The sequence below is a fragment of the Exiguobacterium sp. s5 genome, from assembly GCF_018618075.1.
GTDB lineage: Bacteria > Bacillota > Bacilli > Exiguobacteriales > Exiguobacteriaceae > Exiguobacterium > Exiguobacterium mexicanum_A.
Map to the genome: position 1 here is coordinate 442,721 of NZ_JACSLK010000002.1, position 24,208 is coordinate 466,928.

Genomic DNA, 24,208 nt, shown 5'->3' on the forward strand with positions numbered 1-24,208 from the left:
TTCCATGATAAAACCTTCCCGCTTTTCAGAGCCTCGTCAAAAAATACCGAACTGTTAAATATGAAGAGAGTCGACAAAAAGCGACGAAAAAAAAATTCTGATCAAGCGTTGTATGTATCCGTTTTCAGATGGTGCTTTTTCCGGATTCCCCGTTAAATCCGGACCGAACCTTAACCGTTGTTATTCCATGCGAAACGACTAAACTCCTTCTTCCCTAACGAGCCCAACAAAAAACAGCCGACCAGTTCCCCGGTCGGCCGTACGCATTATTTTGCTGTCGCGATAAACTCTTTGAGTGCTTCTTTTGGTTGGAAGCCCATTGTTTTCGAAACAGGTTGTCCATCTTTGAACATCATGAGTGTTGGGATACTTTGGATTTGGAAAGCACCCGCTACTTCTGGGTTCTCGTCAACGTCAAGTTTCACGATTTGGACTTGATCGCCCATCTCTTGGTCAAGCTCTTCGAGTACCGGTGCGATCATGCGGCACGGTCCACACCAAGCTGCCCAGAAATCGACGAGGACGACGCCCTCTTTTACTTCTTGTTCAAATGTTTGAGTCGTTGCGTGTTTAATAGCCATTTGGTAAATACCTCCCCAGTAAGATGTGAGAGCCGATTAAGAACTCTCATGCATTTCATGTTCAGAGTATACCACGGAGGGTACGTTTCCCCAAACATTCTGCATATCAGCTATTGACGAGGTGTTTGCGGAACTCTTCCGTCAAGAGCGGGACGACGTCGAACAAGTCACCGACAATGCCGTAGTCGGCCACGGTGAAGATGTTCGCTTCCGGGTCTTTGTTGATGGCGACGATGACTTTGGCGTTGCTCATCCCGGCCAAGTGTTGGATCGCCCCAGAGATGCCGCAGGCAATATACAAGTCCGGCGTGACGACTTTCCCGGTCTGCCCGATTTGAAGCGCGTAGTCACAGTAGTCGGCGTCACATGCTCCACGTGAAGCACCGACGGCCCCGCCGAGCAATTCCGCGAGCTCTTCGAGCGGCTTGAAGCCGTCCTCGCTCTTGACACCGCGCCCACCGGCGACGATGACTTTCGCTTCCGTCAAATCGACTTTCCCCGTCGCCTTGCGGACGACTTCTTTGACGATCATGGCGAGGTCCTTGAGCTCCACGCTCGGTGTCTCGACCGACACACTCGCTCCAGCCGTACGCGGAAGAGCGTCGATGTTGTTCGGACGGATCGTGAAGAACATGACCGAGTCTTTGAATTTCACTTTCTCGAACGCTTTCCCTGAATAGATCGGGCGAACGAACTCGGCGTCTTTGCCAGATCCTTCAATCGAGACGACGTCACTGATGAGACCGGCGTCCAGACGAGCCGCTAGTTTCGGTGCGATATCTTTCCCGAGCGCCGTATGGCCGAGCACGATCATGTCCGGCGACTCCTGGTCGATGACTTGGCGGAGCACTTGTCCGTAACCGTCTGGCGTATAGTGTTTGAGACGCTCGTCTTCGATGACGAGGACGCGTCCCGCGCCGTATTCCCCGAGTTCATTGGCGAGTGCTTTGACATCATCCCCGATGACGACCGCCGTCACGTCGTCCGTCAGTTGCTTCGCCGCGGCGATGGCTTCGAATGATACGTTCCGTAACGCGCCTTCACGCGCTTCTGCGAGTACTAGAGCTTTCATCTATGTGTCCCCCTTAAATGACTTTTGCTTCCGTGCGAAGTAATTGAACGAGCTCGCTCACTTGTGACGACGTATCCCCTTCAAGGATGCGTCCCGCTTTCTTCTCTTCCGGCAAGAACCGTTCAATCGTCTCGATCTTCGCTTCGATCTCGTCTTCATCGAGGTCGATGTCCGACAGTTCGAGTTCTTCGAGCGGCTTCTTCTTCGCCTTCATGATGCCTGGAAGACTCGGGTAGCGCGGTTCGTTCAACCCTTGTTGCGCCGTCACGAGGAGCGGGAGCGGCACTTCGATCACTTCGGTGTCCCCTTCGACGTCACGTGTGACCGTCGCCATCGTCCCGTCGATTTTGAGTTCCGTGATCGTCGTCACGTAGTTCATGTCCAACAGTTCTGCGACGCGTGGCGCGACTTGGCCGCTGCCGCCGTCGATGGCGACGTTCCCGGCGAAGACGAGGTCAGGCGCTTGTTCCTTCAAGTACGTGGCGAGCACTTTTGAGATCGTCACGTGATCGGCGTCCTCGACGTCATCTTCAATTGAGATACGGACCGCTTTGTCCGCACCCATCGCGAGCGCCGTGCGAAGTTCTTTGTCCGCGTCTTCTGGACCGACCGTCACGACCGTGACTTCTCCCCCGAGATCATCACGCTTGCGAATGGCCTCCTCGACCGCATACTCATCGTACGGGTTAATGATGAACTCAGCGCCGTCTTCTTGAATTTCCCCATTCTCGAGCTGAATCGCTTCTTCTGTATCGAACGTACGCTTCAGCAATACAAAAATATTCATCGTAGTTCCCCCTTTAAGTTGTTCGCACCATCATTCATGAATCTCCATTCATTTTTTGAGCTAGCGAGAGGGCTTACGGTTAAGCAAGCCCTTTTTTTAACATATGGTGTACTTTCGGTAACGTCGACATCAAATCATATTTGAAGCCGCTCGCCATCCAGCTCGTGACCACTTCATCAATCGTGCCGAAGATCATCTGCCGGGCGAGGCGATAGTCAAGTTCTTGGTCGAACTCGCCGGTGTCGACCCCGTGCTGTACGACCGCATCGATCAAGTTCAAGTACGGCTTCAACACTTCGCTGATCTTTTGACGAAGCGCCAAGTTCGACTGCCGAAGCTCGATTTGCGTCACGACGGCGAGGTCGTAATCGGCCGACAGTTGCTTCAAGTGCGACTCGATCAACTGATAGAGTTTGTCGCCGGCCGTCGTCTCCTGCTCGATTTGTTGCTTCGAGTAGTCGATGAACAAGCCCATCTTCGTTTGGAACAATTCAATCAACAGATGCTCCTTGTTTTTGAAGTACAGATAAATCGTTCCGTCGGCGACGCCCGCCTCTTTGGCGATGGCCGTCACCTTTGCACCGTGATAGCCATGATCCGCAATCACTTTCACTGCCGCATCGATAATGCGGTCACTTTTTGATCCATTCTTTGTCATAAACACCCAAGCTCCTTACCGCTGCAGAAAAATGAATGATGGTTCATTCATTTATTATTCTATCATGTGACACGGTTGTGTCAACTGCTTTGTTTCACTTGTTTCGCCTTCTCTTCGTCGACGAGGACACGACGTAAAATCTTACCGACGAACGTCTTCGGCAACTCTTCCCGGAACTCATACAGCTTCGGCACTTTATACGCCGCGAGCTTCTCGCGACAGTGCTTGTCGAGCTCTTCTTCCGTCACGCTGGCGCCGTCACGCGTCACGATGAACGCCTTGACCGTCTCACCGCGATACGGGTCCGGTACGCCGATACAGACCGCTTCCTTGACGGCCGGATGTTCGTATAGCACTTCTTCGATCTCACGCGGATAGACGTTGAAGCCTCCGGCGATAATCATGTCTTTCTTGCGGTCGACGATATAGAAGAACCCATCCTCGCCCATATAGCCGAGGTCACCGGTCGCGAGCCATCCGTCCTTCAAGACGGCTGCCGTCTCTTCCGGCTTCTGCCAGTACCCTTTCATCACTTGCGGACCGTGCAGCATGATCTCCCCGATTTCACCGATATCCGCCGGCGTCTCCCCGTCTGCCTTTACAATTTTAGCAGATGTGTCCGACAACGGCACGCCGATCGAGCCGACAATCCGTTTATCCCATAGGAAGTTCGCGTGCGTGACCGGTGATGTCTCCGATAACCCGTACCCTTCGACGATGCGACCGCCCGTGATGCTCTCGAACTGCTCCTGCACTTCGACCGGGAGCGGCGCCGACCCGGAGATACACGCCTCGATTGACGACAGGTCATATTTCTTCAATTTCGGGTCGTTGAGGATGCCGACATACATCGTCGGTGCACCTGGGAAGAAGTGTGGCTTCTTCTTGTGGATCGTCTTCAAGACGTCAGTGACGTCAAAGCGCGGGACGAGGACGAGCTCATATCCGTTCGCCATCCCGAAGTTCAGACAGCATGTCATCCCGTAGACGTGGAAGAACGGCACGACGCTCAAGACACGCTTTAGGTCGCCTCGATTATATCTATAGAAGAAGTTCGAGATTTGGTCGACGTTCGCCGTCAAGTTGAAGTGGGTCAGCATGACGCCTTTTGGCAACCCTGTCGTTCCGCCAGTATATTGCAAGACAGCGACATCCTCTTTCGGATCGATCGCGATCGGAGTGATCGGCCCGAAGTTCTTATGGTCTTTGAATGCGACCGAACCTGTCGTGTCGATGACGATGTTGTTCTCACGTTTCACTTTGATCGGGTACAGCTTGTTCTTCGGGAACGGAAGATAGTCGGCGATGCTCGTCGTGATGATCGTTTTGATGTCCGTCTTCTGTTTCACACGAAGCGATTTCGGATAGAGGAGGTCGAGCGTGATGAGGATGTTCGCACCTGAGTCGGTGATCAAATTCTCGAGCTCATGCTCGGTGTAGAGCGGGTTCGTCTGGACGACCGTGCCACCAGCGTACAAGACGGCGTAGAATGAAATGACGTATTGCGGACAGTTCGGGAGCATCAGGCTGACGCGGTCCCCTTTTTGCAGGCCTTTCGATTGGAGCATCGTCGCGAGTCGCTTCGCCGTGTCATCGACCTCGGCGAACGTCAACTCTTTGCCGATGAAAGAGACGGCGGTCCGGTCCGGATAATCGGTAGCGGCCCGGGATAGCGCTTCATAGAGCGGCTTCACCTCGTAATCAATTGTTTCTGGCATGTCAGCTGGATAATCTTGCAACCACGGTTTGTTCATCGATTCTCCCCCTTGGAATGAATAGTCATTCAGTTAACTCTATTATAATGCCAAGAAAACGCTTTCATCTACCCTTTACCCGATAATTTTCAGAAAATATCGAAAAAACGTGCGCGGATGAAAGTTTCCGCACACGTTCAGATTCTCTTGAAATAGGCTTCGGTCTGCTCTTGGTTGCTGATTTTCTCGTCCAAGTGATCCTTTAATTCTTTTTCCCACTTGATCGTCGAGAAGTCGACGTCGAGCCACGCCTCCATCTCCGGGCGTGAGAACGAATATGTTCGGTTCGGGAAAGCGAAGCGGACAATCTCCGTGTTTTGCACGAGTGTGAAGTACGTCGCCGCGTTCCGAATCGCGAGTCGCTCCTGCTCGATCCGTTCAATCTCAGGATCACTGTAACGAATCGTCAGCCCGTAAGGACGTTTTTTCGTCTGCAGCTCGATCGACTTGTAGCAGTCGTGCATCGGCAACGTCTGGGCGATGCCGGCGACGGCGTTGTTGTCCCCGACGTAAGACCCTTTGTATTGGAAAGCGTTCGATCGTTCGGTGTCCCCGCATCCAGCGAGCACGATGAGCAAGACGACGAGCAGACTGAGCCGTTTCATGAAAATCCTCCTATCAAGATTTTAGTTTCAAGTTCAAGCGATAGAGCAGGCGTTTCGCAAGTAAATGAGCGAGGAAACCGCCGATGAAAAAGCCGACAACGTAAAGGATGCTGTTCGTCGGGTACGAGAGGTTGGCCAGAATGATCCCGCCGAGCATGGCGAAACAGACGACCATGATCACGTGGACAAGCCAAAGCCAGTTCGTGAACATGAAGAAGCGGCCGTTGTTCTCTTGTGGGGCCCGGTTGAACATCCATAAGCCGAGAACGAACGAGAGGATGATAAAGCTGATGGCGCTAAGCATCGCCACCGTCATAAAGTCTTCCCACACCGTATTGTCCGTGAACATGTTGAACGTATCGACATTAAATACGTTCGCAAGCGGTGAAATCACTCGCAAGAACACACTTTCCATAGCCCGTTCGAACAGACCGTAGACGCCCGACGTATTTTGAGCGACCGCGTAAATCGACCCTTGAATCAACAGGATGATGCCGACAGGGAACAATAAGGCGACGACCGACCAGAGCACTTGCGAGACAGCCTCCCCGCCGAATGAACCCATCCATAACGCCAACGAGAAAACGGCAATCCCGGTCAACAACATAAACCCAACAAGCCCCGCGACTTGTAACGTGTGTCCGTCCATCAAAAATGAATAGCGTGATGAATGGATCACCCAAAGCATGAGCGGTCCGCCAATGAGAGACGAGACAATGATCCCGCTCGTCCCAATCAACCACTTCGATATGTATAGCTGGTTGCGGTTGAACGGGAGGGACATCGCAAAGTCAGACATTTGGCTATTGCGTTCACTTCCAATCAAGACGGATGCCATCAAGAAGCCGAAGATGATATAGAGGAAGATGACGCCACCGTACGGGATCAGTGTCTGTAAGTCACCAATAAAGTAGCTGTACTGCGGGCTAAACAACTCTTCAACCGACGGATTCGTTACATTGTCGCCATACCATTCGGCAAACTCATCGGGATTCGCTTGAATTTCTCGAACTTGTTCATCGAATGATTGCATCTGCGTCCATACTGGAAGCGTATAGGCGACGATCCCAAGGAAGACGAGCAACATCCATAACAACGACACTTGTTTCCAGTCTTTCTTTAACAACACTTTAAAAGACACTTGCCTCACCTCCTAATTGGACCCGGAAGATGTCTTCGAGCGACATTGGGATTTCTTCGACGAGCATCGGGTCGTGCGCATCGACGAACGTATCGAGTTCTTTCGTCCGTTCTTTCGCCATGAACAAGGCGACCCGGCCTGTGACGTTGATGATTTCGATATCTTTCCGTTCGAGCAGTTCGACTGGCACTTGATCGTTGAAGACGACTTGCAGTTTGACGCTCGTCTCCCGCGCCTCCTCGAGCGACATGATCGCTTTGACGCGCCCTTTTTCGATCATGATGATGCGGTCGGCGATTCGTTCGAGCTCATGTAACTGGTGACTCGAGACGATGATGGAACAGTTACGTGCCTCGACTTGGGCGATCATCAGCTTCAAGACGTCCGACTTGGCGACGACGTCGAGTCCGTCCGTCGGTTCATCGAGCAGATAATATTTCGCTTGGACGGCGAACGCGAGCGAGAGCGTCACCATCGCCTTCTGCCCTTTCGAGAGCTGGCGAATCTTCTTGTTGTCGATGTTATATCGTGTGAGCGTCTCTCTAAAGGTTGAACGGTTGAACGTCGGATAAATCGATTCGTAGAGCGCTGCCGCCTCGTTGACTGTGTAATGCTTGAGCGCGTCGGCCGAATCTGGGACGAAGATGACGTCACGCTTTAACTCTGCTTTTTCAAAGATGCTCGATGGACCGTAGCGGACGTCGCCCGTGTCCGGTCGGATGATGCCGACCATCGTCCGGAGGAGCGTCGTCTTGCCGGCCCCGTTCCGTCCGACGAGGGCGATGATTTCCCCTGCGCCGACGGTGAAATCGATATCATCAAGGACTTGCTGTCGATCGATTTTTTTACTCAGTTGCTGGACTGTCAGCATGGTTCTCCCCTACTTTCTTATACTCTGTCTCAAATAGCGTCAGCGCTTCAGTGAGCGCGATGTTCGCGTAATGGCAATCGATGGCGAGCTTCTTGATCGCCTCTAGGATTGGGGCGCGCGGTGAGTCCTGGTCGATCCAGTCCTCGGAGACGAACGTCCCCCGCCCGCGGTGCATCTCGAGCAATCCGAGCCGCTCGAGTTCCTGATACGCCTTACTGACCGTGTTCGGATTGATGACGAGGTCGGTCGCAAGTTCGCGCACCGACATGACTTTGTCGCCCGGCCGTAAAATTCCGCGGATGACGAGTGCCTTCGTCTGATTGACGATTTGTTCATACAAAGGTTCCGCGCTTTTCATATCAATTTTATATAACATGGGTCACACCCTCTCTTGTGTACGTGGTATAAGTGTATTATATGTATTAGTACACGTAAATACAATAGTTCTTAAAGGGCACTTTCAGTTTACAGGCAATTGGGAATAAATTGAATACGACTTTGGACCGAGGTAGTACACTTCCATTTCAGGTACATTGGTAGAGAGGTGAATCAAAAATGAGAAAACGATGGTTAGTCGCAACCGCTGTCGCCGTGACCGCGCTTGGCACGACATGGTCGACTTATGCAAAACAAGATGAGGAAGAACGATACGCGTCCTATATTGAGGATACATATGGAGAGGACGTCGAGGTCACGCTCAAGCGCGACTGGAAGATGGGCGGCTATGCGGCCGAATTCACCCTGACCGATCCGATACTCGAAGGTGACTATTGGGCTGAGACGTATCAGACTGATCAAACGATCCATGACAACGTGCTCGAACATGTCTGGCAACAGGAGGCCGAAGACACGTTCAAGGAGCGGCTCGAGCAACTCGACTTGTTGACGGAGGCGGAAACGGTCCGCGCGAGTGTACCGACCGGTGTGGATGAAGGCGTTGCGACGACTATACGCCCTACCCCGACGTCCGTCTTCGACGTCGAGTCAAAAGAGTTCTTGGATGTGTCGATCATGTTCCACGAGGAGTGGTCCAATACCGATGCGCAGAAACAACGGATGCTCGGCGTGATACGAGCTTTGGAGGACGACGTCTACTCGATTCATTTCTCATTCGACGGGGCACCTTATGCGGATGACGACTTCACCGAGCGGTATTTGAACATCGCACGCGATTCCTTACCGGGCGAACCGGCGATGCATGAAATTCAGACGATTGACGACTTGAATCGCCATGATCGACTGTATGGCTTCGACGAGACGACGTTCATCCATGACTACCACTTCGACGGTACAAAATATGAAGACTGATTACCATTCGCACGAGCGGATGGTTTTTTTGTGAGCATTCTCCTTTACAGCACGGCGTGAATGTTTTACATTTGACGAGTCAACAATTGACTTATCAAATGAGAGGGGTGAGACACCACAGATGGAATTACGAGATATCAGCCGACTGCTCTACCAAATCAAACTGGCGGACCAACGCGTCGCGACCTCGTTCGAGAAAGAGACGGGCTTCAGCCTGACCCGCTACGAGATGCTCATGATCGTGCATGACAAGGGCGTCTGTTCGCAAAGCGAGATTCAGCAGGCGATGAAAATCGACAATGCGGCCATCACCCGCCATTTGAAGATCCTTGAAGAAAAAGGCTACGTCCGCCGGGAACGGAACACCGCGAACCATCGTGAAGTGTTCGTCCATTTAACCGACGAAGCCAAACATGACTTGACGAGCTGTGAACAAGACCACGACCGCGGCAAGCATCTGATCACGAAAGTGCTGTCCGAGTCAGAAATCAATCAGCTGTCGAGTCTGCTGCAAAAGCTTAACCAACTATAACAAGAGAGAAAGAGGTAATATCCATGGCAACTACATTCGAAAACAACACATTCACTGACGTGATGCTCGGTCGCAAATCGATCCGCGTCTACGACGAGAACGTCAAAATCTCACAACTTGAAATGCTTCAAATGATCGAGGAAGCGACAACGGCCCCTTCTTCAGTCAACATGCAACCGTGGCGCTTCGTCGTCGTCGAGAGCCCAGAGGCGAAAGAAACGCTAAAGCCGCTCATCCGCTTCAACGTCCGTCAAAACGACACGTCGGCTGCGATGGTCCTCATCTTCGGCGACATGGAATGCTACGAGCTCGGTGAAGAGATTTACGACCAAGCTGTCGCGGAAGGCAAAATGCCGCAAGAAGTACGCGACCAACAGCTCGGCGCCATCCTCCCGTACTACAAGAACTTGTCGACACAAGAGATGAACGACATCGTCAAAATCGACTCGAGTCTCGCAGCGATGCAATTCATGCTCGTCGCCCGTGCTCACGGTTACGACACGAACCCAATCGGCGGTTTCGAGAAAGACCAACTCGCGGAAGCGTTCGGGCTCGACAAAGACCGTTACGTGCCGGTCATGATCCTCTCGGTCGGTAAAGCTGCAGAAGAAGGCTACCAATCGGTACGTCTCGACGCTGAAAAAATCACATCATTCAAATAATCGGAGGACACCCACATGATCTTAATCAATGCTATTTTCGACGTGAAAGAAACGGAATTTGAAAACTTTTTGGCAGACATCAACAAGCTTATCGATTCGTCGAAACAAGAAGCCGGTTGCTTGAGCTATGAACTGTTCCAATCGACGACTTCGGAGAACCGCTTCGTCATGATCGAGAACTGGGCCGACCAAGCGGCCGTCGAACAACACAACCAAAACCCGGACCTCATCGCGTTCGCCCAAAACGTAGGCAACTACGTGACGGCGAAACCAGTGCTCCATGTGACGGAAGTCGCGACGGCCAACTAACGTGTCCGGGCTCACCCTCGTCCTCGGAACACTCGTCGCCATCGAGTTCTTCTACATTATGTATTTAGAGACGTTTGCCACGCGTTCGAGAACGACGGCCCGTGTCTTCAACATGACGGAACAAGAGCTCGCGCGAGATTCTGTGTCGGTGCTGTTCAAGAACCAAGGCGTCTATAACGGGTTGATCGGCGTCGGCTTGCTGTACGGTCTGTTCGTCAGCCAGTCGATCGAGATCGTCACGATGCTTCTCATCTATATCGTGCTCGTCGCGTTGTACGGCAGTATCACGAGCAACAAAAAGATTATCCTCACGCAAGGCGGATTGGCGATTTTGACGCTGTTGTCCATGTTGTTGTGAGTTAAGCGGTCGACCTCGTGTCGACCGTTTTTTTGTCCCATCGATTCATCGGTCCGATGTTTCGGCATACAAAAAACCGCTTCTACGCATTTGTAGAAGCGGCTGTTTGTTATACGCCGAGAATCGCGAACGAGACTCCGACGACACCGATGAGCGCCATGGCGTAAACTGGTACGCGTGGCATTTCACCGTTATTATCGAGCGCCTTCCCGAACATGTAGAACACGATTGGGTGGACGAGGAATGGCATCGAGAAGATGAGCGGGATGAGAAGCGACGCTTCCGTCCCGAACATGCCGCCCTGCACGGCTGCGAAGAGACCGAAGTGCGAGATGGCTGACGATTGAGCCATCGTCGTGTAGTCGAACGCGATCGTGCTGAACGTGAGAAGGACGAGTCCACCGAAGACCGCCATCATCTGCCAACCGAACGAGAACTGCATGAGCGCCTTCACTTCTTTGAAGTCTTCTCCGTTGGCACCGCGCAAGTTTTTAAGCGAGAGCGCAGTCAACGTGAGACCGACCAAGACGATGATCGCCGTCGGCCAAATCCAGAGCGCCCCGTTGTCGGCACTGACTGCCAAAATCGAGAACACGAAGATGTGACCGAAGAACGGGATGTTGATCATGATTGGGGCACGTTTCGCGGCCACTTGACCGAAGTCACCGGCCGTACATGCGCCTGTGAGACCACTGTGCGAGAGCGAGCCGGCCATACCCGGTGCGAGGTTGCGGATGTGTCCTGTGCGGGCGAACCACATGAGGAGCGCAATCCCACCGAACATCCAGAACAACTGACCGAAGAAACCGTACACGAGAATCGAGTTCATGCCTTCGATGGCGAACGCATCACCGATTCGCGAGCCACCGACCATGAAGTTGGCGGCCAAGACGACCGGGATTCCGGCGAACAGAAGCGCACGGACGGTCGGTCCATACGTCCAGTTGTGGAAGATGGCACCGAGTGCTGACGAAAGCAACATGGCGAAGAAGATTTGCGGCAGCGCGATAATCGGTTGAACCGCCACGGCGATGCCGTACGACACGAACAAGATGACGAGCATCAAGACTGTCTCGATGACGCCTTTACGCATGTATACCTTCTTATCGTCGATTTGAGCCTTGTGGTCGATTAAGAGGAACGATGCCGCGAGACCGATCAACGCGAGAATTGGGTAGTAGAGCATGATGCCCTCTGCCGCGCCCGGTTGAATCATCATGCGGAAGAATCCTTCGAGACCGACGAGCAAGAAGAACGAACGGAGGATGAAGATGAACTGTGTCCGTCCTGTTCCGAGGAACATCTCTTCTTTCGATGGCATGACGATGTCTTTCATGTCGAGCTCTTGTTTGCTTAAGATCTTGCGAAGTTCTTGTCCACCGACGAAGAACGATACGACGAGCGCGATGATCGTCGTCCGTGATAGGAAGTCGACGAGCGGGAACTCAGGGAGCCCCGGTGTCGCGATGCCCATCTCGACCATGGCGAAACCAAGTCCGAGACCGAAGATGACGATGACGAGGATTGGTGAGAACCGTGAACCGGCCACGACCATCCGCGATAAAATGACCATCGGGATGACGAAGGCCATGAGCAACCAGAATTGGTTGAGTAATTGTACTTGCGATAATTGCTGAACGATTTCCATGGATAAACCCCTTATACATTTTTTTCACACTGTTTCGAAGTTTACAGGATTGAACATTCTGTGACAAGGGGGTGTGATGTTTTGTAAACATTGAAAGCGGAACCAACTGAAATGGTTCCGCTTTCGGTTAATTATTCGGTTGGCGAAGGCCCCAAACACCTTTATTTCCCGTGGAATAGAATAAGTCTTCTTTCCCCGCGAAGCTGGCCGAATCACTCGAATGGGCCCGAATCTGTTTATTGACGTGAGCCTTCCAGTCTTTATACCGATCGAGCTCGAGTTGATAGTATGACCGCTCGATATATTCGTTGATTTCTTTCAATGAAGCCGTCCCGCCATGATGCTGGAGGGCGAATTGGATTTTGCGAAGTAGTGCGCGTTTCAAGTTAAAGACTCCTTTCCCAATCATTCTGAAGCTTTTCGACTAAAGTAGTGATGTAGTCGCACTTCAACGATTTGACTGACCCATTCGTAAACCAAAGGATGAGCATACGCTTCATTATGCTCGATGTGTAATGACTCCTCTGATACGAAGAACGGTCCTTTAGCTATTTTATCAAATGGCATCCGCAACAGTAACTTTTCAATCTTTTGTTGATGGAACGGGGATTGGAAGTCTTTCGTCTGTCCGTCAATCTGCTGACGATATGGGAATTCATTGATGAACTCATAGAATGGACGAGCCGCCTCGCTCGCTGCGAGTGGCTGAAGCCATCCCGCGACCCCACGACTTAACATGATGGATAACACAATCATCTTATAGCTCTTCGTCATGTCTGTGTATTCTACTTCAAGCAACAGCGACTTCGCCTCTTCAAACAGGTGACTCTCTTCATCATCTAGCTCCCCCACCCGATTTAGGAATCCGTAATATCCTCCGTCTTTCTTCCATTCAGAACGATAGGCATCTATCGAGTATTCACCTCGCTGGATCAACTCTAGGTAACTCGGACGTCTTCCAAGTTCTTCTTTCACCATGAAGTAGTTACGCTTCAACTGCTGTCGGCGCGTCGAAGACCTTGTCACCATCCGCTTCAACAAATCGATGGCATGTAAATCGAATTCGATGGTACACCCATTAGGTAAGGTCGCATTTGTCGGGAGTTCTTTTACAATCGGTTGCCTCTTCATCGTCAACAACGCCAACTTCTTATCGATGTTTTTATAGTTGCCAATCAAATCGATGATGGTGCAGTGCGTCTTACCGCTCAATAGACGTAACCCACGACCGATCTGTTGTGTGAAGACCGTCAACGATTCCGTCGGGCGGCAGAACAATAGCGTGTCAATCTCCGGGATATCGACACCTTCATTGAATAAGTTGACTGCGAAGATGATATCGAGATGCCCTTGCTTCAATTGACGCATCACATCGGCGCGGTCATATTCGGCCTGGCTATGTAACGCGACAGCTTGAACACCTTGCAGGCGGAAATAGTCGGCCAAATATTCCGCCTGAGTGACCGATGAACAGAAGCCGAGTGCTCGCGTTTGGTGATGCATACGCCAGGCATCAAAGATTTTTTTAGCGACGCTTTCCTTCAATTGTTCCGCCAACAGTTCGTCTTGATCATAGCGACGACCATTAATCAATCGAATCTGTGAATAATCGATCTCATCATAAATCCCAACGTAATGGAATGGTGTCAAATACGACTCCTCAATCGCTTCGGTGAAGTGCATCTGATATGCGACGTTGTCGTCGCATAAAGCATAAACGTCGCCCCCGTCCAACCGATCAGGTGTCGCCGTCAATCCGAGCAAGAATTTCGGCTCGAAGTAATCAAGGACACGCCGGTAGGATGGTGCCGCCGAATGATGGAACTCGTCGACGACAATCAAATCGAACTCATCTGGTGCGAACTGTTGCAGCCGATGTTTCGATGCCAACGTTTGGATCGATGCAAATAAGACATCTGCCGATTGCTCATCTCTCGAGTCACCGCCCAGCAATAATCCCGTCTTCCATTCGCTCGCAACTTTCATATACGAGGCCTCAGCTTGAAGCAGAATCTCTTTCTGATGCGCAATGAAGAGTACTCGTTTGAATTGGTGGGCGAAGAAAGCGCTCAAATACGTCTTTCCGAGTCCTGTAGCGAGCACGAGCATCGCTTTGCGTCTACCTTCGCCCATCGTCTCGCGTAACGCCTTCAGAGCAGCGTCTTGCACGGTGTTCGGAGTGATTGTATCGTCCTCAATATAGACCGGTGTTGATTCTGCAACTTGCTCATTTTCCTTCATCCGATCTTTTCGGGCGATATACTCTTCGCGATAAGGTTGTAACGAGACGGCGTTCATGATTTGCGCATAGTCACTATAGAACAGCTCATGGAACGCATCAACTGAATGTTCAAACACGTCCTCCGAGATACTAGCCGGAATCTCAACGTTCCATTCGACGCCTCGATTTAAGGCGCTGTGCGACAGATTGGACGAACCGACAAAGAACGTCCCGCCATCTTGGCTTCGGAACAAATACGCTTTTGGGTGGAATGACTGGCCTTTCGATCGATAGAGTCGTAGCTCCACGCCTGAAATGTTCATCAACATCTCAAGCGCGTCTGGGTTCGTCAAATAGAGGTAGTCCCCAATCAGAATGCGGACTTGGGCACCGCGATTAACTGCTTGCTTAAGTGAAGCGGTGAGTTCTTGAACACCAGATACTTGCGCAAACGCGACGACCATATAGATTTCAGTCGCCGCGTCGATTTGATGTTGTAATGGAATTCGTAAATAACTCGTATGCAGACGTAACTCACTCATGATCAAGAACCTCTTCCAAGAAGAGACCTTTTTCAAACCCGCCCCGCTTCTCCCGTTTCTCCTCACGGATACGATTCAATTCTTCGAAGCTCGCGCCGTGCATTTTTCCGAGCGTATAGACGAGTTCCAGAATATCAGCAAGTTCTTCGAGCGATTCTTCATCGATGTTCGTCTCTTCGTACTCTTTGATTTCTTCATAGAGTTTTAAGCGAGCCTGTTCGAAATGTTCAGCTTGGCTGAGATGTTTGACGACAGGAATCTGCCCTGCTTCGTGAATGATTTCAGGGATTCGGTCGCGGATTAGTTTGTTGTATTTTGTCATCAAATATCCTCCTTACGTTCTGCTGTTTTGAAAGGGTTTATTGAAATGAATATACAATAGATTTATTGATAATCCCCCAGAAACTAATGTCGACGCCCATAGTTAGTCTCACTAAAATACACAATACCGCTAATGTTTTAATAACAAGAAAAATATCAAATCACCATAACAATTTCACAAGCATATCAGTTCAAGTTGGACAAGCACCTTTTAAGTGATGAATCTGGGTGCAAATCGTTTAAAAATTATTTCTAAAAAATCAGTAGAAATATTCTTTAAGTAATTCTTTTGTTTTCAAATAGCTAACTTTTATCGCTCTCGAATATTCACTGACGTCTTCTCTGAATGTAATCACTTCTTGAAACGCATTTGCAAATTGTATCTTTTCCTCATTAGAAAAATAACAATATACGATATGCGGTGATGCCACTTCATTATTATAAAAAGACAGCATGATATTTCTCAATACGTGATGATCATTTTCAATATTCATTCCAAAAATAACAACAGTTTGAATTTCGTAATCATTCATCAAACTTTCAATTTTGTTAGAAAACGTCACTACTTTTTTATTATGTTTGTTACTATTCGCTAACTTATTTATGGTAGGTAACAAAGTCTTGAAAATAAAGTAGTCACCTATTAAAATATCTGAAAAACTGACATAACCATTCGAAGTGCTTAATCCCAAACTTTGACCGTATACGTACTCTTCAGAATTTATAACAAACTTTCCATGCAAATGATGCACGTCTTTATCATACAAACTCTCAGGAATGTTGTCGTAGTTCAATGTTAGGAATAAATCAAATTGATTTAAAAATAGTCTAATCTTCTGAATATCAAGATTAGGAACGTTTTCTAACATTTCAAAGTTAATCGCTTTTCCATTTGACAGGATAGCTGTCGAAAAGAGGAATCTATAATATGTCGTAAATCCGTTTAAAATGACTTTCTCGTACAATTCATAGGATGATTTAGTGTCATATATCAACCTAACTCTACTGATATTTCCCATCTCAATAATTTTGATAAATGAGTTATCAAATAGATATTTAAGTCCATGATATTTACTCTCTTTAATTGCAAAATACAAATATATTAGAATTGTCCAGTTTTCAATATTTACAGATTGTATTCCACCGCTTTTACCTGCTTTGCAAATCATCTTTACAATGTCAATATGAGTGACACCGAAAACAAGTTCATAAGTTTTTTTCTGTTCTTTTAAATCACTTATCAATTCATCATCTTTTACAATTAATTCAGCAAATTTCAAAGCATCTTCAAATATTTCCATTAATTTCTTTTCGTCAAACGCTCTTATATATTGAATAACACTTCTATAATTTTCATTACATTTCCGTTTAAAGCTTGAATTGGATTTGATTTTATATGAGGCGCCTCTTATAATCTTTTTATGAGAACTGTATAAGTTATCATAGATATTCAAAAAGTCTCCATCAAAATTTAAACTTAAACCATTACCACATAGAAAAGATATTTTGTCATTATTAAGTAACTGATGGAATGATTTTAAAGAAATTTCATTGCTCATAGGTTCACCTCAAAGGAATTAACTTCAAATCATAATATTCTCTCAAAGATCTTCATAGTCGATAACCGTATAAATAATATTGAAATTATTTATACAAAAATATGTAAGCTTATACTATATGTGAACCACTAATTTTATCTACTACCTCTTCTAAATGATTTATAACTTCTTTCATTTTTGACCCCCTCAATTGAGAACAATCGAACTTGTTAACAAACTTTTCTATTGGATTATCGATTTCATTCCACTTCTCTACCACTCTTTCTCTCGTTGCCATAAATAATTCATCTTCAACATAATATGTTCGCAAAATATGCTGTATCGCAGGGTAAGGTTTGTCTAAATTTGAAAACATTATTTTTGGTTTATAATTTTTTCTAAATGTTTCTTTATTCATGCTATGACTGCTATCCCTTACTTTGTTTAAAGCATGCTCGTAACTTTCAAAGTATAGTGTGCACATATACTGTAAATCCACTTCTGACAATTGTAGAAATTCACTTAATAATTGAGAGTCTAAAAAATACGATTCGATAGCATATTCGGATAATATTCTCAATTGTTCGTTTTCTAGTTTTATTCCATTTATAGCCCCGCGTTTAATGAAACTTTCTGTTCTATCTTCAACTACTTCACCATCGGAATCAGCAATAATCCAATAAGGTGCCTTCACAAAATCTTTATGTAAAATTTGAGCATTGGCATAGAAACTCATTTTATCAAAGCCATCCGTCTGTATAATATCAATATTTTTTTCTGTAAAATCTAACCCCAACCCTTTTTCAATAGCAATTTTATCTATTAAGTTTGTAAATAGAAGATAATCGTCCTTCCCCTCTACAAAAACAACGGCTTGTTTGTTTAAAATATCAGATATTTGAATACCTAACTCGTCTACAATATTGTTGACTGTTGGATCTACTAAATGAGTAACACCCTTAACTTTGTTTACACAATGTATATTCCCCTTATCGATTTTGCTTATGATGATAGGTGAATGGGTAGTAAGTATTGTTTGATTCTTCTCACTGATTTTTAGTAAGGTGTTAATCATTTTCCTTTGTAACGATGGATGTAAATATACTTCCGGTTCCTCTATTAATAAGATGAAATTATCATCTTTTTTAAGCTTTATGTAGGTTTGCAAAATAGATAAAATCATCATACTTTGAAGACCAGTCCCACAAGAAAGAATGTCTACTTCTCTTCCTACCTCGCTGTCTTCTAAGACCGTCTTATATTTAAAATCAAATTTAAAAGACTCATCGATTTTCACTTTAACTGATAACGAATCAGTATTAATAGCATTTTGGAAATGCTTCGTTAAATCTTTAGATAAGTGAACGCACTTGTCCTCTTCTTTTTGTGAGATCAGAGATTTTATCTCTTCATATGTTAATTTCCCTTCAATCTCTGGTAAATCTATGTAATCATTTTCATCATTTTCACTTTGAAGTAATGCTATTAATTCTTTTAAATTTGACTTGGTTCCGGCAGTCGTTTCTTTATCTGGAGTTCGTATGGCGGATATAACTTTTACAGGTGGAACAAATTTAAAAATTTCATTTTTAGGTATTAATTTACCTTCAATTTTATAAGTTGCTTTACCGTCTAATGAATATGAAAAAATAATCTTAAAAGTACATTCATTTTCAAGATTAATATGGTATTTTTCTATCGCTTCATTTATCTTCTTTTCTTTTTCTTCTTTTAGTTTTTCAAACTGTTTGTTTAAAAACTCCTCGTCATCTGGCTTTCCTTTTATTTTCGTTGTAACTTTTGCATGCATTGCCTTATAGCCTATGTATCTCTCTAAATCCGATTCTTCTACATCCTTAAAAGTAACTTGAATTTCAATATCTTTTTTTGTTCCTAAATGAAAATCAGCTTGGGAAATTTCTCTCAAACCATAAAAGCATTGTAAAGCGTCTAAAGTAGTAGATTTCCCAAAATTGTTCTTTCCTACAATTGCAGTTAGTGTTCCCAAGTTAACGCTTAGTTCGTTGATGGACTTATAGTTTTTAATCTTTAGATTATATAACCTCAAAATCTCCACTCCTTTGTATTGATATATCAAATTATAACATTTAATCCCAATAGTTTAGTGACGAAATAAAAATAGCTCATACTAGTATTTTAAAAAATGAGCTACGTGCTAATGATAGTCGAATTGCTTGCTCCGATCAGACAAAGAGACCTAGAATTTGTTCTTGGAACCAGTTCGCACGTAGCTCATCGCTGATTGTCATAAACATAGTTTTGTACCGCAGTTCATTTTTATTTTCGCATTGCACCTTTGTACACATACGGTGTAGCAGTTGAGATTGCGAGTGATGAAAATAGATGGTCGAGGGTCTTCTCACGTTTTAACAGATGAACATCCTGAGTTCTATAAAAAATCTCTGTTATCAGGAGCTTCGAAATAGAGTAATTCATGAAGTTCCTTTCTACTTATCCGTCAAAATGTGTATATTGGTTACTTCATTCTTTGTGAGGTAATAGCTATTAGACTTGCTACGTTCAAGTTCAGGCGTTGCACTCAATTTTATAATTTATCTTGCTTATATTTAGTTTAGGTGCTGTCAGAATACTTCCTCCAAAAACAATCCCTTCTCAAACCCGCCTTTCCGCTCCCGCTTCTCAACACGAATCGCATTCATCTCTTCAAACGAAGCCCCATGCATCTTCCCTAGCTCATACGCGAGTTCAAGGATATCAGCCAACTCTTCGAGACACTCCTCATCGATGTTCGCCTCTTCATATTCCTTCAATTCTTCATACAGTTTCAGTCGTGCTTGTTCAAAATGTTCAGCCTGATTCAAGTGCTTGACGATGACCTGCTTTCCTTCTGCTTGAATCAATTCAGGCACCCGGTCTCGTACCAACTTGTTATGCTTCACCATAGCGGCCTCCTACTCCACAATCTCAAACGCCTTCACGTACACGACATGGTCGAGGAAGATAATCCACTCGTCCTCGAACTGGACGAACCCGTCCGTCGCGTGACGAAACGACTGATAAATCGATTCGAGCGCCGCATAGCGACTCTCCGCTTCCACCACTTGCGTCAACACCTCATCATTGATCATATGGAACTCAATTTCAAACTGTTTCATTGTTTCCACTCCCTTTCACTCGATTCAACACGCTCATAACTCTTTTTCCCCATTCCGTCCCATACTCCTCTCGAAACCAAGACGAAAATTTACTCGGCTTTCAACAGGAAAGTTTTTCCTTTACACTATGATAAATAGTCAGAAAATTACGTGTTCTTACATATTTAACACCGACTATTTCATCCTACCAAGAGAGGAAGCTTCCAATGGCCTATGATTTTGAATGCAAACACCTGACGAAACGCTTTGATAACGGCGACATCGCGACGCTCGCGCTCGACGATGTGAACCTCCACTTCGCCCACGGCGACTTCATCTCGATTATCGGTCCATCCGGTTCGGGCAAGTCGACGCTACTCAGCTTGATCGGCACGCTCGACCGTCCGACCGATGGCACGCTCTTATTCAACGGCGAATCGATTTCGACCTTGTCCACAAAACAGCTCGCCGACTTCCGCTTCGACAACATCGGTTTCATCTTTCAACAGTTCCACCTGATCCCGACGTTGACCGCGCTCGAGAACGTCATGGCACCGCTGTTCGGGCGAAAAGTCGACTACGACGGCGAACAACGGGCGCTCGAACTGTTGAAAGAAGTCGGCTTGAGCGACAAGGCGAACTCGCTGCCATCGCAACTGTCCGGCGGCCAGCAACAACGCGTCGCTGTCGCCCGCGCCCTCATCCACCGTCCGAAGTGGCTACTCGCGGATGAGCCGACCGGGAACCTCGACACGCATACGGGCGATATCATCTTCGACTTGTTGACGCGTCTGAACCGGGACAACGGCTGTGGCGTCTTGTTCGTCACGCACGACCCATAGCTCGCCGACCGGGCGAACCGAAAAATCGAGATGCGCGACGGGCAGGTCGTCGCCATGAGCGACGTCCATCATGCTTAAGTTCATCTGGAACTCATGGTGGCGGAATAAGGAACGGTTCATCCTGCTCATGGTCGGGATGCTCATCGTCAGTACCGGGCTCAGCTATTTGCTCGGCGTGACCCAGGCGAACAACGGCACGGTCGTCAACGAGCTTCAGAAACGGTGGGACTCGTCGTATCATATCGTCGTCCGTCCGGAAGGCAGCCGCAGTGTGACGGAAGATTTGAACCTGCTCGAACCGAACTATATGAGCGGACTCGAGGGCGGCATCACGCGCGAGCAATACGAGACGATTCAACAGATTGCCGACATCGATGTCGCCGCACCAATCGCCATGATTGGGTCGACCTATTCAAGCTCGTTCACGCAAACGCATACGTTTGATCAAGCGGGTCTTTATCGCCTCAAGATGAATACGCTCATCGATACGGGCATCGAAAAAATCAATGACTTCCAAGATCTGAAAGCCTACTTTTGGGTCGGCTGGATGCCGAACGGCGATTCGACCACATCGGCATCGGTCCGACCGCCCTGTATGAAGAATTCCCACTCGATTACGGAAGCGACGTCATGCTCGCCGGGATCGACCCGGTCGCCGAAGCGAAACTCGTCGGGTTAGACGATGCCGTACAAGCGACAGAGTTCAGTCGTTATTTCAATGAAGAGGATGTCCCAGAGCCTTACGATAAAGACATCACGACGATCCCGATTTTGATGAGTACAAAAGACTACGTCGACGCCTCGATCAACTACACCATCGAAGAAGTCGATGTCGATACAACAGATCAAGAGGCGTTCATCAAAACGTATCTCGAGGAAGGGAAAGATGAATATCTCGATAGCTTGAAAGGGACGGAAGTCGCTTCCTACGACTTCACAGCCCAACAAATGCACGACAATATCACAAAACACATTTTAGAAGGGAAACCGCAGCCACAAGATCCTCGTCTCACCATGGAATATACTTGGATTGCGGAGAAGGCGTCGCCACTCGTCTATGAAGGCGTGACGAGCCCGTTCCCGAAACGGTGGCCATACTCGTATCAAATCAAGCCGTTCCTCGCTGAGGGTCGCGTAGCTTATGGTCAAGAAAGTATGTATCGCAAGTCCAATTTATACGCGGAAGATATCAACGATGCACCGAAAGTGAGATATAACTACATCGGCTTGTTCGACCCATCGAAACTGAATCTGTCAAAAGACCCGCTGACGGAACTGCCGATGGAGACCTATTTCCCGGCCAGTGCCGAATGGGTCATGAACTCGAAGGATGAGCCGGTCAACCCAACGACGACCGTCAAGCCGACGAACAACCCGTACAGCTTCCTCACGAAGCCACCGTCGATGTTGACGACGCTCGACGCCGCGTTCGCCATCGCCGGCGACAAAGCCATCTCGGCGATTCGCGTCAACGTGAAAGGCGTGGACGTCTTGAATGAAGAGAGTGAGGCGAAACTGCAAGCCGTGGCCAAAGAGATTGAAGACAAGACCGGTCTCATCACGGACGTCACGCTCGGCTCGTCTCCACAATACGCCGTCACGTATCTCCCTGGACTCAAAGGCGAGAGCGCGCTCGGCTGGATTCAGCAGCCGTGGATCAAACTCGGGTCGTCAATCACCATCTTCCAAGAAGCGAAACTCGGCTTCTCCGGCGTCGTCGCGAGCGTCATCCTTGTCGCGATGCTGTACGTGTTCAGCTCGAACATCATCATGCTATACGCCCGGAAGAAAGAGTTCGCCATTCTGCTATCGCTCGGATGGCGCCCGAGCCAGCTATCGAAGCTGTTGTTCCTCGAAGCGACGATTCTCGGCTCGATGGTCGCGCTCATCTCATGGATGATTCTCGGGACATTCCTGTGGACGGCAGCCGGCTCGACGTCGATCACGCGCATCCTGTTAATCGGACTAGCCGGTCTGTTGATTTATTGGCTCGGGACACTCATCCCGATTCGACTCGTCCAACGCATCAAACCGTATGAGACGATGCAGTCAGGCGAGGTGTCGAAAGGACGCCGCCTTCTCCGCTCCCGCTCGAGCGTCGGCATGAGCTTGAACCAGCTCGTGACGTATTGGCCACGGACGACGTTGTCGATTCTCGCCATCGCCTTACCGACGAGCCTATTCGGCTTCTTCCTGTTCGTGACGTTCCGCCTCCAAGGCGTCTTGTATACTACATGGATTGGTGAGTTCGTCGCCCTTGAAGTCGGCACGATGCATTACGTCGCCATGGGTGTCGCCTTACTCATCGCGATGCTGACGACGACCGAGATCATGTGGCAAAACGTCTCGGAGCGCAAGCCTCAGCTCGCCGTCTTGAAAGCGCTCGGTTGGCAGAACACGTCCATCCGTCGGCTCGTCTTGACGGAAGGCGCGTTGACAGGTTTCTTCGCCGGACTGCTTGGCGTGACGGTCACGATCATCATCGTCACCATCATGTATCAAAAATTCCCGACGTCCGAGTTGCCGTTCCTGTTCGCGACCATCTTCATCCCGGTCGTGACCGGTGTCCTCGGGGCGCTCCTCCCGGCGGAGCGAGCGGTCCGCATCACACCGGCTGAGGCCATCGGCGGGCACGTCGTCAACCAGAAAAAAGTAGAAAAACGGTTCCGTCTCGTGCTCGGGACGACCGCGACCGCTCTCGTCGTCGGTATCATCAGCTTGTTCGTCTTCACGTCTCCAGAAGTCAAACCGGTCACGGAAGAGGCGAAGTCGACACCAGCCCCAACCGCACAGACAACGGGTGCGAAACAGGCTGATTTAAAAGCGGATAAACCGAAAGAAGCCAAAGCCACCACACCAAAAGAAGATGACCTTCAAAGAATCATGAACCTCGGTACGTTCCAAACGTTTATCGGGGATCCACAAATGAAGAAACGTGAATTCCAAGTCGGGGAACCGGTCTACGCCTCACCGGATGGGACCGAACCGGAAGCTGGAAAACGATTCGTCAGTCTGCCCATCTCTCTCTTTCATGAGGATGATGGATATGGTGGCACTATGGACTATCGACCGAACGGGTTCCGCATGTACACGCCAGACGGGAAAAAATATAATCCAATCGATATGGTCAACCACAACAAAAAAGCGTTCAAAAACGGTTTTCGCTATTTCGCAGGCGAGAAATCCGAAATCGATTTAGTCTTCCTCGTTCCAGAGAAAGAGAAAACGCTCGTCTTGTATGCTTCAAGTGGCGCCATGCCGAAAGTGTATACGGTTAAAATTGAAGTGCCGTAACCGAAATAAAGGAGCGTCGTCCCTTCCTGGGATGACGCTCCTTTGGGT

Annotated in this window: 25 protein-coding genes; 8 read left to right on the plus strand and 17 right to left on the minus strand. The window is 48.2% G+C overall.

Features of this window, described 5'->3' with window-relative positions; genetic code table 11:
* Positions 1 to 266: 266 nt before the first annotated feature.
* The 9 genes from trxA to KNP60_RS06385 all read right to left on the minus strand — a co-directional run bounded on the left by trxA (position 267) and on the right by KNP60_RS06385 (position 7,845).
* Positions 267 to 581: a thioredoxin gene (trxA, locus tag KNP60_RS06345; RefSeq protein ID WP_034776769.1), complete on the minus strand. Its 315-nt coding sequence runs from the start codon at positions 579 to 581 to the stop codon at positions 267 to 269.
* A gap of 106 nt (positions 582 to 687) precedes the next feature.
* Positions 688 to 1,653, minus strand: a complete 966-nt coding sequence (locus KNP60_RS06350; protein ID WP_034776767.1) for an electron transfer flavoprotein subunit alpha/FixB family protein — start codon at positions 1,651 to 1,653, stop codon at positions 688 to 690.
* 13 nt (positions 1,654 to 1,666) lie between these two features.
* On the minus strand, positions 1,667 to 2,440 hold the full coding sequence (locus KNP60_RS06355; RefSeq protein ID WP_214752493.1) for an electron transfer flavoprotein subunit beta/FixA family protein: 774 nt from the start codon (positions 2,438 to 2,440) through the stop codon (positions 1,667 to 1,669).
* Between the two features lie 79 nt (positions 2,441 to 2,519).
* Positions 2,520 to 3,098 (minus strand): fatty acid metabolism transcriptional regulator FadR, encoded by a 579-nt coding sequence (locus tag KNP60_RS06360; protein WP_034776763.1) that lies wholly within the window; start codon positions 3,096 to 3,098, stop codon positions 2,520 to 2,522.
* A gap of 80 nt (positions 3,099 to 3,178) precedes the next feature.
* Positions 3,179 to 4,852 (minus strand): AMP-binding protein, encoded by a 1,674-nt coding sequence (locus KNP60_RS06365; protein ID WP_214797125.1) that lies wholly within the window; start codon positions 4,850 to 4,852, stop codon positions 3,179 to 3,181.
* Between the two features lie 137 nt (positions 4,853 to 4,989).
* Positions 4,990 to 5,457 (minus strand): DUF4825 domain-containing protein, encoded by a 468-nt coding sequence (locus tag KNP60_RS06370; RefSeq protein WP_214797126.1) that lies wholly within the window; start codon positions 5,455 to 5,457, stop codon positions 4,990 to 4,992.
* Positions 5,458 to 5,470: 13 nt separating this feature from the next.
* Positions 5,471 to 6,598, minus strand: a complete 1,128-nt coding sequence (locus KNP60_RS06375) for an ABC transporter permease subunit (RefSeq protein WP_214797127.1) — start codon at positions 6,596 to 6,598, stop codon at positions 5,471 to 5,473.
* Positions 6,588 to 7,469 carry an ABC transporter ATP-binding protein gene (locus KNP60_RS06380; RefSeq protein WP_214752485.1) on the minus strand — a complete coding sequence of 294 codons (882 nt, stop codon included), beginning with the start codon at positions 7,467 to 7,469 and terminating at the stop codon, positions 6,588 to 6,590. Before KNP60_RS06380 ends, KNP60_RS06375 begins: the two co-directional genes overlap by 11 nt.
* On the minus strand, positions 7,444 to 7,845 hold the full coding sequence (locus KNP60_RS06385) for a GntR family transcriptional regulator (RefSeq protein ID WP_034776753.1): 402 nt from the start codon (positions 7,843 to 7,845) through the stop codon (positions 7,444 to 7,446). Before KNP60_RS06385 ends, KNP60_RS06380 begins: the two co-directional genes overlap by 26 nt.
* A gap of 179 nt (positions 7,846 to 8,024) precedes the next feature.
* On the opposite strand from KNP60_RS06385, the gene KNP60_RS06390 reads away from it, so the two are divergent.
* The 5 genes from KNP60_RS06390 to KNP60_RS06410 all read left to right on the plus strand — a co-directional run bounded on the left by KNP60_RS06390 (position 8,025) and on the right by KNP60_RS06410 (position 10,638).
* Positions 8,025 to 8,777, plus strand: a complete 753-nt coding sequence (locus KNP60_RS06390; RefSeq protein ID WP_214797128.1) for a hypothetical protein — start codon at positions 8,025 to 8,027, stop codon at positions 8,775 to 8,777.
* Positions 8,778 to 8,898: 121 nt separating this feature from the next.
* Positions 8,899 to 9,309, plus strand: coding sequence for a MarR family winged helix-turn-helix transcriptional regulator (locus KNP60_RS06395; protein ID WP_034776750.1), 411 nt, complete (start codon positions 8,899 to 8,901; stop codon positions 9,307 to 9,309).
* 23 nt (positions 9,310 to 9,332) lie between these two features.
* Positions 9,333 to 9,971: a nitroreductase family protein gene (locus tag KNP60_RS06400; RefSeq protein ID WP_058763170.1), complete on the plus strand. Its 639-nt coding sequence runs from the start codon at positions 9,333 to 9,335 to the stop codon at positions 9,969 to 9,971.
* A 15-nt stretch (positions 9,972 to 9,986) separates the two neighbouring features.
* Positions 9,987 to 10,280, plus strand: coding sequence for a putative quinol monooxygenase (locus KNP60_RS06405; RefSeq protein WP_214752481.1), 294 nt, complete (start codon positions 9,987 to 9,989; stop codon positions 10,278 to 10,280).
* A 1-nt stretch (position 10,281) separates the two neighbouring features.
* The gene (locus KNP60_RS06410; protein ID WP_214763764.1) at positions 10,282 to 10,638 is read left to right on the plus strand and encodes a DUF1304 domain-containing protein; all 357 of its coding nucleotides are present in this window, start codon (positions 10,282 to 10,284) and stop codon (positions 10,636 to 10,638) included.
* A 109-nt stretch (positions 10,639 to 10,747) separates the two neighbouring features.
* Here KNP60_RS06410 and KNP60_RS06415 read toward each other — a convergent pair whose 3' ends face one another.
* The 8 genes from KNP60_RS06415 to KNP60_RS06450 all read right to left on the minus strand — a co-directional run bounded on the left by KNP60_RS06415 (position 10,748) and on the right by KNP60_RS06450 (position 20,045).
* Positions 10,748 to 12,286, minus strand: a complete 1,539-nt coding sequence (locus KNP60_RS06415) for a hypothetical protein (protein ID WP_214797129.1) — start codon at positions 12,284 to 12,286, stop codon at positions 10,748 to 10,750.
* Positions 12,287 to 12,413: 127 nt separating this feature from the next.
* Positions 12,414 to 12,671, minus strand: a complete 258-nt coding sequence (locus KNP60_RS06420; protein WP_214797130.1) for a hypothetical protein — start codon at positions 12,669 to 12,671, stop codon at positions 12,414 to 12,416.
* 20 nt (positions 12,672 to 12,691) lie between these two features.
* The gene (locus tag KNP60_RS06425; RefSeq protein WP_214797131.1) at positions 12,692 to 15,049 is read right to left on the minus strand and encodes a DEAD/DEAH box helicase family protein; all 2,358 of its coding nucleotides are present in this window, start codon (positions 15,047 to 15,049) and stop codon (positions 12,692 to 12,694) included.
* Positions 15,042 to 15,371 (minus strand): nucleoside triphosphate pyrophosphohydrolase, encoded by a 330-nt coding sequence (locus KNP60_RS06430; protein WP_214797132.1) that lies wholly within the window; start codon positions 15,369 to 15,371, stop codon positions 15,042 to 15,044. Before KNP60_RS06430 ends, KNP60_RS06425 begins: the two co-directional genes overlap by 8 nt.
* 259 nt (positions 15,372 to 15,630) lie before the next feature.
* Positions 15,631 to 16,929, minus strand: coding sequence for a hypothetical protein (locus KNP60_RS06435; RefSeq protein WP_214797133.1), 1,299 nt, complete (start codon positions 16,927 to 16,929; stop codon positions 15,631 to 15,633).
* A gap of 109 nt (positions 16,930 to 17,038) precedes the next feature.
* Complete coding sequence (locus KNP60_RS06440; RefSeq protein WP_214797134.1) at positions 17,039 to 18,976, minus strand: ATP-dependent nuclease; 1,938 nt, start codon at positions 18,974 to 18,976, stop codon at positions 17,039 to 17,041.
* Between the two features lie 535 nt (positions 18,977 to 19,511).
* Entirely contained in the window at positions 19,512 to 19,832 is a 321-nt protein-coding gene (locus KNP60_RS06445; RefSeq protein WP_214797135.1) for a nucleoside triphosphate pyrophosphohydrolase, read from the minus strand.
* A gap of 9 nt (positions 19,833 to 19,841) precedes the next feature.
* A complete protein-coding gene (locus tag KNP60_RS06450) occupies positions 19,842 to 20,045 on the minus strand; it encodes a hypothetical protein (RefSeq protein ID WP_021066795.1) in 204 nt (67 codons plus the stop codon).
* Between the two features lie 206 nt (positions 20,046 to 20,251).
* On the opposite strand from KNP60_RS06450, the gene KNP60_RS06455 reads away from it, so the two are divergent.
* From KNP60_RS06455 to KNP60_RS15615, 3 genes are all read left to right on the plus strand, one after another.
* Positions 20,252 to 20,866, plus strand: a complete 615-nt coding sequence (locus tag KNP60_RS06455) for an ABC transporter ATP-binding protein (protein WP_214797136.1) — start codon at positions 20,252 to 20,254, stop codon at positions 20,864 to 20,866.
* Between the two features lie 70 nt (positions 20,867 to 20,936).
* Positions 20,937 to 21,545, plus strand: a complete 609-nt coding sequence (locus KNP60_RS15490; protein ID WP_251131347.1) for a hypothetical protein — start codon at positions 20,937 to 20,939, stop codon at positions 21,543 to 21,545.
* 1,091 nt (positions 21,546 to 22,636) lie between these two features.
* Entirely contained in the window at positions 22,637 to 24,160 is a 1,524-nt protein-coding gene (locus KNP60_RS15615) for an ABC transporter permease (RefSeq protein ID WP_353048641.1), read from the plus strand.
* Positions 24,161 to 24,208: the final 48 nt, after the last annotated feature.